Source organism: Streptomyces sp. NPDC051921, assembly GCF_040680975.1.
Classification (GTDB): Bacteria; Actinomycetota; Actinomycetes; order Streptomycetales; family Streptomycetaceae; genus Streptomyces.
This window is the reverse complement of record NZ_JBFAXU010000013.1, coordinates 108072-122176: the sequence shown is the minus strand read 5'-3', so window position 1 is coordinate 122176 and position 14105 is coordinate 108072. Positions and strand designations below refer to the sequence as shown.

At 72.0% G+C, this 14105-nt stretch carries 19 protein-coding genes, 1 tRNA gene and 1 pseudogene; 8 read left to right on the top strand and 13 right to left on the bottom strand.

The window, feature by feature from the left end; genetic code table 11:
* Nucleotides 1-152: 152 nt before the first annotated feature.
* On the top strand, nt 153-1373 hold the full coding sequence (locus AB0M16_RS19000) for a glycosyltransferase (RefSeq protein WP_365344224.1): 1221 nt from the start codon (nt 153-155) through the stop codon (nt 1371-1373).
* 128 nt (nt 1374-1501) lie between these two features.
* Here AB0M16_RS19000 and AB0M16_RS18995 read toward each other — a convergent pair whose 3' ends face one another.
* The gene (locus AB0M16_RS18995) at nt 1502-2080 is read right to left on the bottom strand and encodes a TetR/AcrR family transcriptional regulator (protein WP_365344222.1); all 579 of its coding nucleotides are present in this window, start codon (nt 2078-2080) and stop codon (nt 1502-1504) included.
* A gap of 90 nt (nt 2081-2170) precedes the next feature.
* Here AB0M16_RS18995 and AB0M16_RS18990 point away from each other — a divergent pair, with 90 nt between their 5' ends.
* Nucleotides 2171-2617: a DUF1772 domain-containing protein gene (locus AB0M16_RS18990; protein ID WP_365344220.1), complete on the top strand. Its 447-nt coding sequence runs from the start codon at nt 2171-2173 to the stop codon at nt 2615-2617.
* A gap of 49 nt (nt 2618-2666) precedes the next feature.
* Here the strand turns inward: AB0M16_RS18990 and AB0M16_RS18985 are convergent, their stop codons facing one another.
* A complete protein-coding gene (locus AB0M16_RS18985) occupies nt 2667-3575 on the bottom strand; it encodes a hypothetical protein (protein WP_365344218.1) in 909 nt (302 codons plus the stop codon).
* Nucleotides 3576-3833: 258 nt separating this feature from the next.
* On the opposite strand from AB0M16_RS18985, the gene AB0M16_RS18980 reads away from it, so the two are divergent.
* Nucleotides 3834-4175, top strand: coding sequence for a DoxX family protein (locus AB0M16_RS18980; RefSeq protein ID WP_365344216.1), 342 nt, complete (start codon nt 3834-3836; stop codon nt 4173-4175).
* Between the two features lie 4 nt (nt 4176-4179).
* Here the strand turns inward: AB0M16_RS18980 and AB0M16_RS18975 are convergent.
* A pseudogene (locus AB0M16_RS18975) lies at nt 4180-4281 on the bottom strand (DUF397 domain-containing protein); the annotation flags it as partial.
* On the bottom strand, nt 4253-5200 hold the full coding sequence (locus tag AB0M16_RS18970; protein WP_365344214.1) for a helix-turn-helix transcriptional regulator: 948 nt from the start codon (nt 5198-5200) through the stop codon (nt 4253-4255). The pseudogene AB0M16_RS18975 and the gene AB0M16_RS18970, both read right to left, overlap by 29 nt.
* 124 nt (nt 5201-5324) lie before the next feature.
* Between AB0M16_RS18970 and AB0M16_RS18965 the strand changes: the two genes are divergently transcribed.
* The 4 genes from AB0M16_RS18965 (at nt 5325) to AB0M16_RS18950 (ending at nt 7448) form a co-directional block, all read left to right on the top strand.
* Nucleotides 5325-5696, top strand: a complete 372-nt coding sequence (locus AB0M16_RS18965) for a hypothetical protein (protein ID WP_365344212.1) — start codon at nt 5325-5327, stop codon at nt 5694-5696.
* A gap of 36 nt (nt 5697-5732) precedes the next feature.
* Nucleotides 5733-5972 carry a hypothetical protein gene (locus AB0M16_RS18960; protein WP_365344411.1) on the top strand — a complete coding sequence of 80 codons (240 nt, stop codon included), beginning with the start codon at nt 5733-5735 and terminating at the stop codon, nt 5970-5972.
* 67 nt (nt 5973-6039) lie between these two features.
* Nucleotides 6040-6612, top strand: coding sequence for a WHG domain-containing protein (locus AB0M16_RS18955; protein ID WP_365344210.1), 573 nt, complete (start codon nt 6040-6042; stop codon nt 6610-6612).
* The gene (locus tag AB0M16_RS18950; RefSeq protein ID WP_365344208.1) at nt 6609-7448 is read left to right on the top strand and encodes an alpha/beta fold hydrolase; all 840 of its coding nucleotides are present in this window, start codon (nt 6609-6611) and stop codon (nt 7446-7448) included. The genes AB0M16_RS18955 and AB0M16_RS18950 overlap by 4 nt, the downstream gene beginning before the upstream one ends.
* On the opposite strand, the gene AB0M16_RS18945 is transcribed toward AB0M16_RS18950, so the two are convergent.
* From AB0M16_RS18945 to AB0M16_RS18905, 9 genes are all read right to left on the bottom strand, one after another.
* Nucleotides 7429-8175, bottom strand: a complete 747-nt coding sequence (locus AB0M16_RS18945; RefSeq protein ID WP_365344206.1) for a hypothetical protein — start codon at nt 8173-8175, stop codon at nt 7429-7431. The genes AB0M16_RS18950 and AB0M16_RS18945 overlap by 20 nt on opposite strands.
* 51 nt (nt 8176-8226) lie before the next feature.
* A complete protein-coding gene (locus tag AB0M16_RS18940) occupies nt 8227-9207 on the bottom strand; it encodes an RNA polymerase sigma factor SigF (RefSeq protein WP_365344204.1) in 981 nt (326 codons plus the stop codon).
* A 236-nt stretch (nt 9208-9443) separates the two neighbouring features.
* Nucleotides 9444-10289 carry an RNA polymerase sigma factor SigF gene (locus AB0M16_RS18935; protein WP_365344202.1) on the bottom strand — a complete coding sequence of 282 codons (846 nt, stop codon included), beginning with the start codon at nt 10287-10289 and terminating at the stop codon, nt 9444-9446.
* Nucleotides 10290-10473: 184 nt separating this feature from the next.
* Nucleotides 10474-10773, bottom strand: a complete 300-nt coding sequence (locus AB0M16_RS18930) for a Dabb family protein (protein WP_365344200.1) — start codon at nt 10771-10773, stop codon at nt 10474-10476.
* 10 nt (nt 10774-10783) lie between these two features.
* Nucleotides 10784-10948 (bottom strand): hypothetical protein, encoded by a 165-nt coding sequence (locus tag AB0M16_RS18925; RefSeq protein ID WP_164986384.1) that lies wholly within the window; start codon nt 10946-10948, stop codon nt 10784-10786.
* A gap of 762 nt (nt 10949-11710) precedes the next feature.
* Nucleotides 11711-11798: transfer RNA gene (locus AB0M16_RS18920), tRNA-Ser, on the bottom strand.
* 79 nt (nt 11799-11877) lie between these two features.
* Nucleotides 11878-12306, bottom strand: coding sequence for a tRNA adenosine(34) deaminase TadA (gene tadA, locus AB0M16_RS18915; protein WP_365344409.1), 429 nt, complete (start codon nt 12304-12306; stop codon nt 11878-11880).
* A gap of 68 nt (nt 12307-12374) precedes the next feature.
* Nucleotides 12375-12905: a hypothetical protein gene (locus tag AB0M16_RS18910; protein WP_365344198.1), complete on the bottom strand. Its 531-nt coding sequence runs from the start codon at nt 12903-12905 to the stop codon at nt 12375-12377.
* Between the two features lie 200 nt (nt 12906-13105).
* Nucleotides 13106-13309, bottom strand: a complete 204-nt coding sequence (locus tag AB0M16_RS18905) for a hypothetical protein (protein WP_365344196.1) — start codon at nt 13307-13309, stop codon at nt 13106-13108.
* 88 nt (nt 13310-13397) lie between these two features.
* On the opposite strand from AB0M16_RS18905, the gene upp reads away from it, so the two are divergent.
* A complete protein-coding gene (gene upp, locus AB0M16_RS18900) occupies nt 13398-14033 on the top strand; it encodes a uracil phosphoribosyltransferase (RefSeq protein ID WP_365344194.1) in 636 nt (211 codons plus the stop codon).
* Nucleotides 14034-14105 lie beyond the last annotated feature (72 nt).

The window sequence follows — 14105 nt, the reverse complement described above, 5'->3', positions numbered from 1 at the left end:
TGGCTACGTAAAGCAACATATGAGTGACGTAGAGTAGGCGCATTTTGATCTTGGGTTTTCCGCGGCACCTCTCCGCGTACGGGGGGCGGCTCCACCCCACTCCGTGATCGACTTGGCTCGAATCCGGAACGTGCCGTCATGGGGGTCATCAGATGCGGGTGTTGTTGCTGTCGTACGGGTCGCGCGGGGACGTCGAGCCGATGGTCGGGCTCGCGGTGCGGCTGCGGGAGCTGGGCGTGGAGGCGCGGGTGTGTGCGCCGCCCGACTTCGCGGAGCTCCTGGAGGGTGCCGGGCTGCCACTGGTGCCGATCGGGCGGTCGCTGAAGGAGATGGCGACCGAGGCCGTCACCGGCGCCGCCGAGCCGCTGAGCATGTCCGAGCGTGCCGCGCGGCTGATCGCGACGACGTACGAAGCGGTCGTCGAGGTCGCCGAGGGCTGCGACGCGGTCGTGGCGACCGGCCTGGTCCCGGCCGCGGCAGCCGCCCGTGCGGTGGCCGACGAGCGGGGCGTCCCCTACTCCTTCGTCTCCTACTTCCCGAACTACCTGCCGTCGCCCCACCACCCGCCGCTCGCCTGGCCGGGCCGCCCGCTCCCGGCCGACGTCACCGACAACCGGGTGCTGTGGGACCTGAACGCCGAGGCCCTGAACGACCTGTTCGGCGAGCCGGTCAACGCCCACCGGGCCTCGATCGGCCTGCCGCCGGTCGACGACGTCCGCGCCCACGTCTTCACCGACCGCCCGTGGCTGGCGGCGGACGCGACCCTGGCTCCCTGGCCGCGGCCGGCGGACCTGGACGTGGCGCAGACCGGGGTGTGGATCCGCCCGGACGGGCGCCCGCTCCCGGCCGATCTGGAGGCCTTCCTGGAGGCCGGCACCCCGCCGGTCTTCGTGGGCTTCGGCAGCATGCCCGTACGCGACGCGGCGGACGTCGTCCGCGCGGCGGTCGAGGCGGTCCGCGCCCACGGCCACCGCGTCCTGCTCTCCCGCGGCTGGGCCGGCCTGGCGCTGACGGACGAGGCCGACGACTGCTTCGCCGTCGGTGAGGTCAACCAGCAGGCGCTGTTCGGCCGGGTGGCCGCCGTCGTGCACCACGGTGGCGCCGGCACGACCACCACGGCCGCCCGCGCCGGCGCTCCGCAGGTCGTGGTGCCGCAGATGGCGGACCAGCCCTACTGGGCGGGCCGGGTGGCCGAGTTGGGCATCGGCGCTGCCCATGAGGGTCCGACCCCTACCACCGCGTCCTTGTCGGCCGCACTCGCGACGGCCCTGACCCCCGAATCCCGCTCCCGCGCCAAGGACCTCGCCGGGGCGATCCGCACCGACGGGACGACGGTGGCGGCGGAGCTGCTGCGGGCCGCGATCGGCCGTTAGGGCCTGCGCGGCGGATCGGGGCGGCCCGCTGCTGTCCGCCGCCGCCTCACGGGCGGCGGGCAGCAGGCCGGTCAGGGCCGTGGCCGGCCGCCCCTGAGCGCCCGCGGACCGTCGGCCGGGACGGCGCGTCAGGCCACGGCCAGCCGGTCCACCAGCAGCTCCACCCGCTGCGCGGCGTCCTCCGGCAGCAGCCGTCCCGCCCGGGTCAGGGTCGCGAGGCCGTGCAGGGACGCCCAGAACACCTCGGTGAACAGCCCCGGGTGGACACCGTCCCCGGCGACCTCGCCCAGGCTCTCCATCAGCGCGGCGAAGGCGTCCTTCAACGGCTCCGGGGTGTCCTCCTGCGCATACGCCAGGCCGCCGTCGAGCTGGAACAGGGCGTCGTAGACCGCCGGGTTGCGCTCGGCGAAGTCGAGGTAGGTGCGGGCGAGCGCGGTGACCCGTGCGCGCGGGCCGTCCGCGGCGGAGGTCGCGGCCCGCAGGGCCGTGGCCATCTCGGCGGCGCCCTCCAGGGCGACGGCGCCGATGATCTCGCGCTTGCCGCGGAAGTGGCTGTAGAGGACGGGCTGGCTGTACTCGATGCGCTCGGCGAGCCGGCGCGTGGTGACCGCGTCCCAGCCCTGCTGCTCGGCGAGTTCACGGGCCGTCGCGACGATGAGGCGCTCGCGCTCCGCCCGTTCGCGTTCCTTGCGTTGCTGTACCGACATGCCTGGATTCTAGCACTGCTAGACAATCGAGCGGCAGTAGTACTAGCGTTGCCTCATCAGCTAGCAGCGCTAGATCCCAGGAGGGGCAGCATGCTCACCGCACTCGAGGTCTTCACCACCGTCACCGTCGGCCTGATGGTGGGGGTGGAGTTCTCCGTCGCCTTCGTCATGAACCGGATCTTCAGCGCGCTCCCCGAGGACAGCGACCAGCTCGCCCGCTCCCACGGGGGCCGGATGCTCGGCGCCCTGATGCCGTTCTGGTACATCGGCTCGCTCGTCCTCGCCGGGGTCTGGGCCGTCGTCGGATGGCACGACGAAGGCACCGGCCTCGTCGTCACCGCCGCCGGGCTGCTGATCGTGAGCGTGATCATGTCGCTCCTGCTGCTCGTCCCGATCAACAACCGGGGCAAGACCTGGACCCCCGAGAACCGGCCCGCCGACTGGAAGGAGCAGATGAACCGCTGGGACCGCTACCACTACGTCCGCGTCGCCGTCATCGTCGCCGCCTTCACCCTGCTCGTCGCCGCCCTCGTCTGACGGGGTGCGGGGAGAAGCCCGCTCATCGAGCACCACCCGGCACCCGTCCTCAAGGGCGGGCCGGCGGCCGACGGGTCCGGAGCCAGTACGAGCGGGCCGCGACAGCGAGCGCCACCCCGTACCCACCGAAGGCGATCATGCCGGGCCAGGCGGCGAGCAGCATGTCCCCGGAGCTCGCGAAATCGCCTTGCCGCATGGTCACCACCCCGGCCGTGGCCAGGGCGCAGTACCCGATCCCGATCACCCCGTACCGGGCGAGACTGGCGGCGCCGAGCAGGGCCGGGGTCAGCGGGAGCCAGCGCGGCACCCGGCGGCCCCGCAGGAACGGCACCCAGCGCGGGAAGACCTGGCCCCATGGGCGGAGCAGCCCCCAGAGCAGGAAGACGCCGAGCACCGCCAGCAGGACGGTGGCGTCCAGGCCCCAGGACCCCAGGGTGAGCCAGATCCCCGAGGCCCCGTTGCGCTCGGAGATCGCGAGCAGCTCCTCCTTGTCCACCCCGGCGTAGCTGCCGCCCCACGCCCAGGTCAGCTTCATCGCCGCGTACGGAAGGAAGGCCGCGGTCCCCGCCCACGCGACCAGCTGGACCCTGGCCGGGGCCGCGGACGGCGTCGGCGGGACGGCCCCACGGGCAGCCGACGGGTGGAGGGGGCGGGCCGTCGCCGCGAGCGACACCGCCCCGACGGCCGCGAGCAGCCGGTTCGCGGTGACCGCCCAACTGTCCACCTCCTGGGCGAACATCAACGTGATCACGTCCATCAGCAGCCCGAACGCGGCGAGACCGGCCAGCCCGCAGGCCCCCCGGAGCAGGACCCGCAGCCCCGGCCGCGGCCCGTACCGCACCACCGCCCCGCCGGCCAGCGCCGCCAGCGCGCCCACGGCTCCGATCCCCCACCCGAGCGCGCCGCCGCCCCTTCCGAGGAGCGGTGTCCCGCTCAGCGCCCCCACGAGCCCGAACACGGCACGCCACCCCCCACGCCGCCGTCCGGCCCCTCTGCTTCCGCACGTCATCGGTCATGCCCCGACCCTCGCCCCGACCGTGCGGGCGGGTCGTCGACCTCGCCTCCGATCCGCCTCGGCCGCCGGGGCGAGGGCGCGTACGACTCGGGTCCCACGTCCCGGAAAAAACTTCGGCGTCCGTGTCACACGTTCTCGACGGGCGGTGTCAGTGCGTTGAAACCGTCACCGCGACGGCAACCACTCGCAGAGGAGCCCGAGATGTCCACCACCGCCATCGTCGTCACCGCCGTCGCCGCCTTCATGGCCGGATTCTCCGGGGTGTCGGTCTTCGCCCGCGCCAAGTTCGTCGTCGATCCGCTCGCCGAGTACGGCGTGCCGCGCCGCATCTGGAACCTGCTCGGCGCCGCCAAGCTGGCCGGTGCGATCGGCCTCCTCGTCGGCTACGCGATCCCGGCGATCGGCATCGCCGCCGCGATCGGCCTGGTCCTCTACTTCACCGGCGCGGTGATCACCGTGATCCGCGCCCGCGCCTACGCGCACGCCCCGTTCCCGCTGCTCTACATGGCCCCGGCGGTCGCCGTCCTGGTCCTGGCGGCGTGACGATTCACAGGCTGTGGACGAACGCGTCCCAAGCCGAACGCCCGAAGACGACAGCGGGGCCCTCCGGGGCCTTGCTGTCACGCACGGGGACGAGGTCGGGGAATCCGGGGGCGACTTCGAGGCAGTTGCCGCCGTTGTCGCCGCTGAAGCTGCTCTTGATCCAGGTCACCGCGTCCAGGTCGCGCCTCTGCATGCTGCCCGTACCCTTCCCTCGTGTCGCTGATCAGAGCGGCGGATTCGCGGGCTGACAGAGCGTCTGCCCTCAGCACATCATAGGTCTGCCAGTGGCGCGCGAAGTCGCTTGGATCATCGCTGAAATGGCCCCAGTCGAGCGATTCCGAGTAGACCCAGTCATGCCCGTCGGGGAGCCTGATGAGGGACACCGAGGTGTTGGGCCGACGGAGCTCAGGACGGTCGGAAGGTGCGACCTGCACCGCGATGTTGGGCCGCTTGCCCACCTCCAGCAGATGCGCGCACTGGTCCCGCATGACACTGGCGCCGCCTACCACGTTCCGAAGGCAGCTCTCGTCCAACACCACGATGTAGAGCGGCCCGTCCTCCGACAGGAAGCGCTGCTGGCGGCTCATTCGCGCTCGGACCCGGTCCTCGACCGACTCGCCGTTCGACACTCGCGAAAACAGGGCATGTGCGTACTCCGGCGTTTGCAGCAACCCCGGCATCACCTGCGTCTGGTACTCCCGTAAGGCCACCGCCTCCGCGTCCATCTCCGCCCGGCGCTCGAACCAGTCCGGATGCTCCACCTGTGGATACCAGTCGATCCGCCTCCACAGCCTCAGTAACACCCCACCCGTCCCCAGGACTTCGTCGCACGCCTTCGCGAAGGCCTCCTGTGGCACGCGCTTCGCCGCCTCCACCCTGGCGACCATGGAGCGGTCGCAAGGGATGAGCCGGGCCAGGGCCTCTTGTGTCAGGCCCGCTGACTCCCGGTAGTGGCGGAGGAGTTCGCCGAAGACCTCCGCCGTCGTCGCGGCCTCCGTGCCGGCCCGCGCGTTTCGCTGGGTCACCCCAACCCCCCTCGTGACAGTGGGCCTTGGCACGCCGTGAGTGTTGTGGCCGCCTCTCCCATTGAGCAACGCTGGAAGCACAGAGAGTAATCGCCCGATCGGGTGAGCGTGGGAGGAACGAGGAATGGCAGGGCACACGGACTGCGGGGCCTATCTGTACGACCCGGTGGCGCGGAAGGTCGGTGAGTACCGGGGCCAGGCCGGGCCGTACGCGATGCTGCGACCGCTCGGCGGCGGACGGGAGTGGCAGGCGGACCCGGAGCAGGTGCGGCCCGCGACCACGGCCGAGCGGCTGAGCGCGGGGGTGCGGGCCGCGAACCAGCGCACGGAGGTGACGTACGAGCTGAGCCGCCCGCCCGTGCCCGTTCCGCACTGCGTCGAGTGCGGCGAACTCGCCGGAGCCAGGGCCGCCGCCCGGGCGCGCTACGACTGGAGCGCCGAGACGGACGCGAACGTCCTGATGCGGAGGCACCTCCAAGCGGGTCACCCCGAGTGACGTGCCGGTCGCCGGGTCGTTTGGTCGGCCGTGAACATGAAGAAGCCGGCCGCCACGGCCACCCTCGCCCTCGCCGCCGTCGCCCTGGCGGCGCCCGCCCACGCCGACGACGACAGCAACTTCGGCGGCGGCGTCAACGCCGCCGACAACTGGAACTTCACCGCGGCCGCCGTCTGTCTGCAGGAGGTCGCCGTCGTGCCCGTCCTGGGGGACTGGGTCGGGGACCACGTCAACAACTGCTCCAACGGCAACGTCATCGACCACTCCCGGCCGTAAATCCCCACCCTCCCTCTTCCTAGAGGTGCTAGCTTTCTTCCTAGAGCCTCTAGGAAGGAAGTCGGTCATGGTCCGCGCCGGAATCACCGTCACCCGTCTCGTCCGGGCCGCAGCCGAGCTGGCCGACGAGGAAGGACTCGACAAGGTCACCGTCTCCGCCCTCGCCCGCCGCTTCGGGGTGAAGGACGCGAGCCTCTACTCGCACGTCAAGAACCTGCGCGACCTGCGGGTCCGGCTCGCTCTGCTCGCCTCCGGCGAGATGAACGACGCGATCGGCGCCGCCGTGGCCGGCCGGTCCGGCAAGGACGCGCTCGTCGCCTTCGGCGACGCCTACCGCGACTACGCGCTCGCCCACCCCGGGCGGTACGCGGCCACCCAGCAGCGCATCGAGCTCGAAGAGGTCGCCGACACCGCCGTCTTCCGGCGCTCCGTCGAGCTGACGTACGGCATGCTCCGCGGTTACGGCCTGACCGAGCCCGACCTCACCGACGCCGGGCGCCTGCTCCGCAGCACCTTCCACGGCTACATCCACATCGAACTGAGCGGCGGCTTCGCCCACGAGCGGCCCGTCGCCGCGTCCTGGGCGCGCTCGCTCGACGCCCTGCACCACCTGCTGGAGAACTGGGGGAACGCGTCATGAACGTCAGCGGCATCACGGTCGGCACGGTGAAGGTCCCGGGGGCCGCCCTCCATCACGAGGTGCGCGGCAGCGGGCCCGTCCTGCTGCTCGTGCCGGGCGGTGCGGGGGACGCCGGGCTGTTCGAGGGGATGGCGGACCTGCTCGCGGACGCCGGGTACACGGTGGTCTCGTACGACCAGCGCGGCCTCTCCCGCAGCCCGCTCGACGGGCCGCCCGACGACCAGCGGGTCGCCGAGTGGGGCGCGGACGCCCTGGCCGTCCTGGACGAGGTCTCGCCGGACGAGCCGGCGTACGTCTTCGGCAGCAGCTCCGGCGGCATCACCGCCCTCGCCCTGCTCGCCGCCCGCCCGGACCGGGTGCGCCGGCTCGTCGCCCACGAGCCGCCCCTGGTGGAGCTGCTCGCCGACCCGGTCCCGTACCGCGACCACTTCGCCGAGGTGCGCGAGCTGTGCCGCACGCAGGGGCTGGGACCCGCGATGGCCCGGTTCTCCGAGACGCCGGACGGCCGGAAGCCGGAGCGCCGGCACGGCGAGCTGCCGCCCTCCGTCCGGCCGATGGCCTCGCGCATGGCCGCCAACATGCCCGTCTTCCTGGAGCACGTCCTGTGCCCCTTCTCGTCCTCGGCTCCCGATCTCGACGGGCTGCGCGCCGCGGCAGCGAAGCTGGTCCTGGGGGTCGGCCGGGATTCGGCGGATCAGGAGGCGCTGGTCGGCCCGTCCCGGCGGATCGCGGAGCTGACCGGGGCGGAGCTCGTCGAGTTCCCCGGCGGGCACGTGGGCTGCGTGGAACACCCGGAGGAGTTCGCGGAGCTGCTGCTCACTGCCATGCGGCGGTGACCTCGCGGGTGTCCACGTGCATGCCGAGCGGCACCCGCCAGGAGTCCACGCACACCGTGTACGTACGGGTCTGCGTCGCCCCGGCCGCGATCGGCGCGGGCAGCGGCTGGCTCGACCTCAGGGTCGCCCAGTCGACGCCGAGGGCGCCGATGACGTGGGTCGCGAACTGCACCGTGCCCGAACGGACCGCCGTGCCGCCGGTGTTGCGGAAGGTGACCGTGACGTTCTCGCACCAGCGCTGGGCGGAGTCGGTGAGGACGGGCGCGGAGAGCGTGAGCGCGGCGGGTGCCGGGGGCTTCGTGGACGGTGCGGGCGTGGGCGGGGGCGCGGGTGCCGAGGGCCCCGGGGCCGGCGGCCGCGCGGGCGTCGTGCCCGGGGCGGCGGGCTCTCCCGGGGCACGGGGTGGAGGGCCGCCCGGTACGGGAGGGGGTGCGGTGGCCGTACCGCCGGGGGCGGTGCCCCGGCCCGTGCCGGTGGCGCCCGGCGGTCGCGGTGACGGGGACGACGTGCTGGAGGTGAGTCCCGGGTCCGTCGTGGGGGCCGGGTCCAGGGGGACCAGGGTGACCGATCCGGACGGCGGGACCGCGCCCTTCGGCGAGGAGCCGGCACCGACCGCCGCGTACCCCTCGCCGTCGTCGCCCGTCCCGCACGCGGTCAGCGCTCCGCCGAGGCAGAGCGCGACCACCACGAGTCCCGGTCGCTTCCTTCGCCGTATGACCGCTGTCATGTCCGACAGTCTGGCTGACGGGTCGTCAGCCAGGAAGGGGAACGGGCGAATTCAGTCGGCGATCAGGCCCTCGCGCAGCTGCGCGAGCGTCCGGGTCAGGAGCCGGGAGACGTGCATCTGGGAGATGCCGACCTCCTCGCCGATCTGCGACTGGGTCATGTTCGCGAAGAAGCGGAGCATGATGATCTGCCGCTCGCGGGGCGGGAGTTTGGCGAGCAGCGGCTTGAGCGACTCGCGGTACTCGACGCCCTCCAGGGCCGTGTCCTCGTAGCCCAGGCGGTCGGCGAGAGAGCCCTCGCCGCCGTCGTCCTCGGGGGAAGGGGAGTCGAGCGAGGAGGCGGTGTACGCGTTGCCGACGGCCAGGCCGTCGACCACGTCCTCCTCCGACACCCCGAGCACCGCGGCGAGTTCGGGCACGGTCGGCGAACGGTCGAGCTTCTGGGCGAGCTCGTCGCTGGCCTTGGTGAGGGCGAGGCGGAGCTCCTGCAGGCGGCGCGGGACGCGCACCGACCACGAGGTGTCGCGGAAGAAGCGCTTGATCTCGCCGACGACCGTCGGCATGGCGAACGTCGGGAACTCCACGCCGCGTTCGCAGTCGAAGCGGTCGATCGCCTTGATCAGGCCGATGGTGCCGACCTGGACGATGTCCTCCATCGGCTCGTTGCGGGAGCGGAAGCGGGCCGCCGCGTAGCGCACGAGCGGGAGGTTGAGCTCGATGAGGGTGTCGCGGACGTAGGTCCGTTCCGGGCTGTCCGCGGCGGCGCCCTCCTCGTCGAGGGCGCGCAGGCGCAGGAACAGGGAGCGGGAGAGGGTGCGGGTGTCGATGGCCTCCGGCGTGACGGCCGGCGGGGCGGCGATCGTCTCGTCGGTCTCGGGAGTCGGGGCCGGGGCGGTGGCGGTGATCGTCGCCGTCCCCGCCGCCGTGGCCTCGGCGGCCGTCGGTGCCGTCGTCTGCGTGGGCACGGGCGTCTGCATGGACGCGGGCATGGGCGTGAGCGTGAGCACCTTCGAGCTGCCCTGTTCTGCGGACATGCCACCCCCTTTGAGGTCGCGGACGGTCGTGGCGGCCACGACCATCGGAGGAACGCAGCCTCCACCTGAATACCGGAGGCGGGGCTGCGGCAAACGCGGTTTCTGCAGAATGTCACATGTCGGCAACGCGCTGTAGTGACATGTCGACATGGCGGTGGTGAATATCCGCAGGAAACAAGGGGTGTGCGGCATTTGGTACGCCGAAAAACTGCTCTGAAACGGTCTACCCGTTCCGGTTACGCCTCGATCCGATTTGCGGATCTCAAGCGGGCGAAGCTCCGGGCGAGGAGCCTTGACACATGCATCTGCGAGACGCCGAGCTCCTGGCTGATCTGAGATTGCGTCAAGTTGCTGTAGTAGCGCAGCATCAGGATCCGCTGCTCGCGCTCGGGCAGCTGGACGAGCAGGTGGCGGACGAGATCGCGGTGCTCGACGCCGGCGAGCGCGGGGTCCTCGTAGCCGAGCCGGTCGAGCAGGCCGGGCAGTCCGTCGCCTTCCTGCGCCGCCTCCAGGGAGGTGGCGTGGTAGGAGCGGCCGGCCTCGATGCAGGCGAGCACCTCGTCCTCGCCGATCTTGAGGCGTTCGGCGATCTCGGCGGTGGTGGGGGAGCGTCCGTGGGCGGTGGTCAGGTCCTCGGTGGCCCCGTTGACCTGCACCCACAGCTCGTGGAGGCGGCGCGGGACGTGCACGGTGCGGACGTTGTCGCGGAAGTAGCGCTTGATCTCGCCGACGACGGTCGGCATGGCGAAGGTCGGGAACTGGACGCCGCGGTCGGGGTCGAAGCGGTCGATGGCGTTGATCAGGCCGATGGTGCCGACCTGGACGACGTCCTCCATCGGCTCGTTGCGGCTGCGGAAGCGGGCGGCGGCGTACCGCACGAGGGGCAGGTTGGCCTCGATGAGGGCCCCGCGCACGCGGTGGTGCTCCGGGCTGCCCGGCTCGAGGTTCTTGAGCTGCCCGAAGAGCACCTGGGTGAGGGCGCGGGTGTCGGCGCCCCGGGTGCTCTGGGGCCTCGGGCGCGGGGTGTCCGGGGCCCCGGCCTCGTTCTGGGGCGGGACTTGAGGCGCTGCACTGGCCGGCACGTTCACGCCACCCCTTCATGTCAACTTCGTCGACTCATCCGTCAAAAGCGGTCATAGCATCACAAGACATGTCCACTGTGTGCAAGCACCGTATAAGCACGTGTTGAGGGCAAGTTGGGCGGGTAAAGATCCGGGCCCCTCGCCGATGGACGGCGAGGGGCCCGGGGGGAAGGGGGGGTGGGGCTCAGCCCTTGAACTCGTAGTCGGCGATCACCCAGGTCGCGAACTCGCGCCACTGGGCGACGCCCGCCTGGTGTGCCGGGTGGTCCAGGTAGCGCTGGAGCGCGGCGGTGTCCTCGACGGCCGAGTTGATCGCGAAGTCGTAGGCGATCGGACGGTCGGTGATGTTCCACTCGCACTCCCAGAACTTCACCTCCGGGATCTGCGAACCGAGGGCACGGAAGGCCTCGACGCCCGCGACCACGCGGGGCTCGTCGCGCTGCACGCCGTCGTTGAGCTTGAAGAGGACCAGATGGCGGATCACGGCGGGACTCCTAGTTGACGAGCTCGGTCATGAACTGGCCGACGCCTTGAGCGGCGCTCGATATCCCTTCGAACCCTACCTGGACGAGATCCGCCGCCCGGGCCGGGGACGTGATGATCGTGTACAGAACAAAGACCACCACCGCATAGAGCGCGATCTTCTTCGCCTGCGCCATTCGCCTGCCCTCCCCTGGCCTCGTGCCCTCCCTTGGACGCGTGAGTCTAACCGAGCCCTTATGGACCAAGGGCCCGGCGATCGGGGTCTTTTGCCGGCCCCCGAACGGGTGACGGCGGAGCAGGATGGATGACGAGCCCGGCGGGTCTGGCAGGAATCCGCGGGGCTGTGGAACCGGCCCTCACTGCGGGGTCCACGCCGCGCGCTTCCCCCTGACTGCGGCGTCGGACGTGCAGGACCGGTTCTCGTCGGGGGGAGCGGCTTGTCCCCCCGATGCCGCTCCCCCCGCCCCCACCCTCCCCAGGTCCCGCCCGGACGCCCTCCCCGGCCCCCTCCGTGTACGACATGCGCATGGCTGCGCTTCGCATGTGCGACGCACGTGAACGGCGTTTCCGAAGGGGATCCGAGGGGTGGGCGCGGCGGACGTCGGCGGCGTCGGCCGGACCGACGGGACGGAGGGGGAGCCGTCCGCGCGCCCCCACGCCTCCGGTCGCGGCACGGACGTCGCCCGAGCAGGACGGCGTCCACCTTCACCCGGCGGACCGCACGGACCTGGGGCGCGCGCTCACAGGCCGTCCGCCTCTGGTCCACCGCCCCCGACGCCGCCGCCCGTTGGATCCGTGACAGCACCGGCGACGTCCTCACGCCGGCCCAATGGGCCCATTACGTCCCGGGATTGCCTACGACCCGCCCTGCGCGGGCCGGGGACGAGGGCATGAAAAAACCTCCCCGGACCGCGTTTCCGCAGTTCGGGGAGGTTTTCTGGCGGTAGCGGAGGGATTTGAACCCTCGGTGACTTGCGCCACACTCGCTTTCGAGGCGAGCTCCTTCGGCCGCTCGGACACGCTACCGAGAGAGAGCTTAGCCCAAAGGTGCCCGTGGACTGAAATCCATATCCCCTCGCAGGTCGAAAGGCAGGTCTCAGGCGGCTCAGCGGTCCCGGAAGAAGCTGGTCAGCTGGGCCGAGCAGGCCGACTCCAGGACGCCCTGGATCACCTCGGGGCGGTGGTTGAGGCGGCGGTCGCGGACCAGGTCCCAGAGGGAGCCGGTCGCGCCGGCCTTCTCGTCCCACGCGCCGAACACCACCCGTTCGACCCGCGCCTGGACGAGCGCCCCCGCGCACATCACGCACGGCTCCAGGGTCACGACGAGCGTGCAGCCGGTGAGCCGCCATTCGCCGGTGGCCGCGGCGGCCCGGCGGAGGGCCAGGATCTCGGCGTGGGCGGTCGGGTCGCTGGCGGCCTCGCGTTCGTTGTGGCCGACGGCGAGGACCGCGCCCTGCGGGGAGAGCACGACCGCGCCGACCGGTACGTCACCGGCCAGCGCGGCCAGGTCGGCCTCGGCGAGGGCGCGCCGCATCGGGTCCCGCCAGGGGTCCCGTACGGGATCGGCGCCCGCGACCGGGCCGGGTGCTGCGAGCGGCGGCACTAGCGCACGGCCTCCAGGATCTCGCCCGCGCCGATCGCCTCCGCGATCTCCCCCAGGGCGTCGCCGGACTCCAGGGAGAGCAGGTCCCGCTCGCTCACGCCCAGGTCCGCCAGGATCCGCCCGTCGCCGAGCGGTCCGGCCGGGAGGATCTTGCCGTCCGTTTCCGCCGTGTCGTCGTCGGCCTCCGCCTCCGGTTCACCGTCCTCGGTGCCGTCCAGGTCCAGTTCGTCGAGCGCGCTGTCCTGGTCGTCGTCGCCGAGGAGCTCCGAGGTGAGGATCTCCCCGTAGGAGGAGCGGGCCGCGGCGGTCGCGTTCGAGACGAAGACCCGGGGGTCGTCCTCGCCGTCGACGCGGACGATGCCGAACCACGCGTCCTCCTGCTCGATGAAGACGATCACCGTTTCCCCGTCATCGGCTGCGGACTCGCGGGCCAGATCGGCCAGGTCCGCCAGCGTCTCCACGTTGTCGAGCTCTGTATCGCTCGCTTCCCACCCGTCTTCGGTGCGCGCGAGCAGTGCGGCGAAGTACACCTGACTCTCCCACTGATCAGAGGTGTGATGATCCGGCGGCGCGCTCCTGATGCCCCGCCCAATCGGCATCGTGACAGAAACCTCGCCGTCAGGAGAGGTCTTCGGCTCTTGCGTCGTGCATCAGTCTGAACGACACCGCGATCGGACGGGCGCGCGACCCCGGCGCACGGAGGGGGCGCACGGCCCCTCCGTTCCAGGGGTCACCACCGGAACGTCCGCATGCGCATCGCCTGCCGCATCCGGGCCGCCCGGGCGCGCCGCGGCTGGACGCGGTCGCGCAGCGCCTTGGCCTCGTTCAGCTCGCGCAGGAACTGCGCGCGGCGCCTGCGGCGCTCGGCGTCGGTCTCCTGGCGGGGCTCCTCCTCCGGAGCCTTGCCGCCGCGCTTGTTCTCCAGGTCGGGCATAGGCCACACCACCCCATCGCTGGGTTCCCTGTGCCCCCACCTTCCCTCGCTGGCGTGGGTTGACGCCAGTCCCGGCTACTGTTGGGGCATGCGTCTCCACGTCGTCGATCACCCGCTGGTCGCCCACAAGCTCACCACGCTGCGCGACAAGCGCACGGACTCCCCGACCTTCCGCCGGCTCGCCGACGAGCTGGTCACCCTGCTCGCCTACGAGGCGACCCGGGACGTGCGGACCGAGCAGGTCGACATCGAGACCCCGGTGACGCCGACGACCGGTGTGAAGCTGTCGTACCCGCGTCCGCTGGTGGTGCCGATCCTGCGCGCCGGTCTCGGCATGCTGGACGGCATGGTGCGGCTGCTGCCGACGGCCGAGGTGGGCTTCCTCGGCATGATCCGCAACGAGGAGACGCTGGAGGCGTCGACCTACGCGACGCGGATGCCGGAGGACCTGTCCGGCCGCCAGGTGTACGTCCTGGACCCGATGCTCGCGACCGGCGGCACGCTGGTGGCGGCGATCCAGGAGCTGATCAAGCGCGGCGCGGACGACGTGACCGCGGTCGTGCTGCTCGCCGCCCCGGAGGGCGTCGAGGTCATGGAGCGCGAGCTGGCGGGCACGCCGGTGACGGTCGTGACGGCCTCGGTCGACGAGCGTCTGAACGAGAGCGGCTACATCGTCCCGGGCCTCGGCGACGCGGGTGACCGCATGTACGGCGCCGCCGAGTAGGCACGGACGAACGGGCCTGCCGGGCCCCGCGCACGAGCGGGCCTGCGGCAGGCCGGTGTCCCGCCCGGCACC

Bases quoted from the DNA above. Each gene is read 5' to 3' on its own strand.
- AB0M16_RS18950 (WP_365344208.1), top strand. From the start codon at position 6,609: ATGAACGTCAGCGGCATCACGGTCGGCACGGTGAAGGTCCCGGGGGCC.
- AB0M16_RS18925 (WP_164986384.1), bottom strand. From the start codon at position 10,948: ATGGCGCAGGCGAAGAAGATCGCGCTCTATGCGGTGGTGGTCTTTGTT.
- AB0M16_RS19000 (WP_365344224.1), top strand. From the start codon at position 153: ATGCGGGTGTTGTTGCTGTCGTACGGGTCGCGCGGGGACGTCGAGCCG.
- AB0M16_RS18905 (WP_365344196.1), bottom strand. From the start codon at position 13,309: ATGCCCGACCTGGAGAACAAGCGCGGCGGCAAGGCTCCGGAGGAGGAG.
- AB0M16_RS18965 (WP_365344212.1), top strand. From the start codon at position 5,325: ATGGCAGGGCACACGGACTGCGGGGCCTATCTGTACGACCCGGTGGCG.
- AB0M16_RS18990 (WP_365344220.1), top strand. From the start codon at position 2,171: ATGCTCACCGCACTCGAGGTCTTCACCACCGTCACCGTCGGCCTGATG.
- tadA (WP_365344409.1), bottom strand. From the start codon at position 12,306: ATGCGGCGCGCCCTCGCCGAGGCCGACCTGGCCGCGCTGGCCGGTGAC.
- AB0M16_RS18980 (WP_365344216.1), top strand. From the start codon at position 3,834: ATGTCCACCACCGCCATCGTCGTCACCGCCGTCGCCGCCTTCATGGCC.
- AB0M16_RS18945 (WP_365344206.1), bottom strand. From the start codon at position 8,175: ATGACAGCGGTCATACGGCGAAGGAAGCGACCGGGACTCGTGGTGGTC.
- AB0M16_RS18960 (WP_365344411.1), top strand. From the start codon at position 5,733: ATGAAGAAGCCGGCCGCCACGGCCACCCTCGCCCTCGCCGCCGTCGCC.
- AB0M16_RS18940 (WP_365344204.1), bottom strand. From the start codon at position 9,207: ATGTCCGCAGAACAGGGCAGCTCGAAGGTGCTCACGCTCACGCCCATG.
- AB0M16_RS18995 (WP_365344222.1), bottom strand. From the start codon at position 2,080: ATGTCGGTACAGCAACGCAAGGAACGCGAACGGGCGGAGCGCGAGCGC.
- upp (WP_365344194.1), top strand. From the start codon at position 13,398: ATGCGTCTCCACGTCGTCGATCACCCGCTGGTCGCCCACAAGCTCACC.
- AB0M16_RS18955 (WP_365344210.1), top strand. From the start codon at position 6,040: ATGGTCCGCGCCGGAATCACCGTCACCCGTCTCGTCCGGGCCGCAGCC.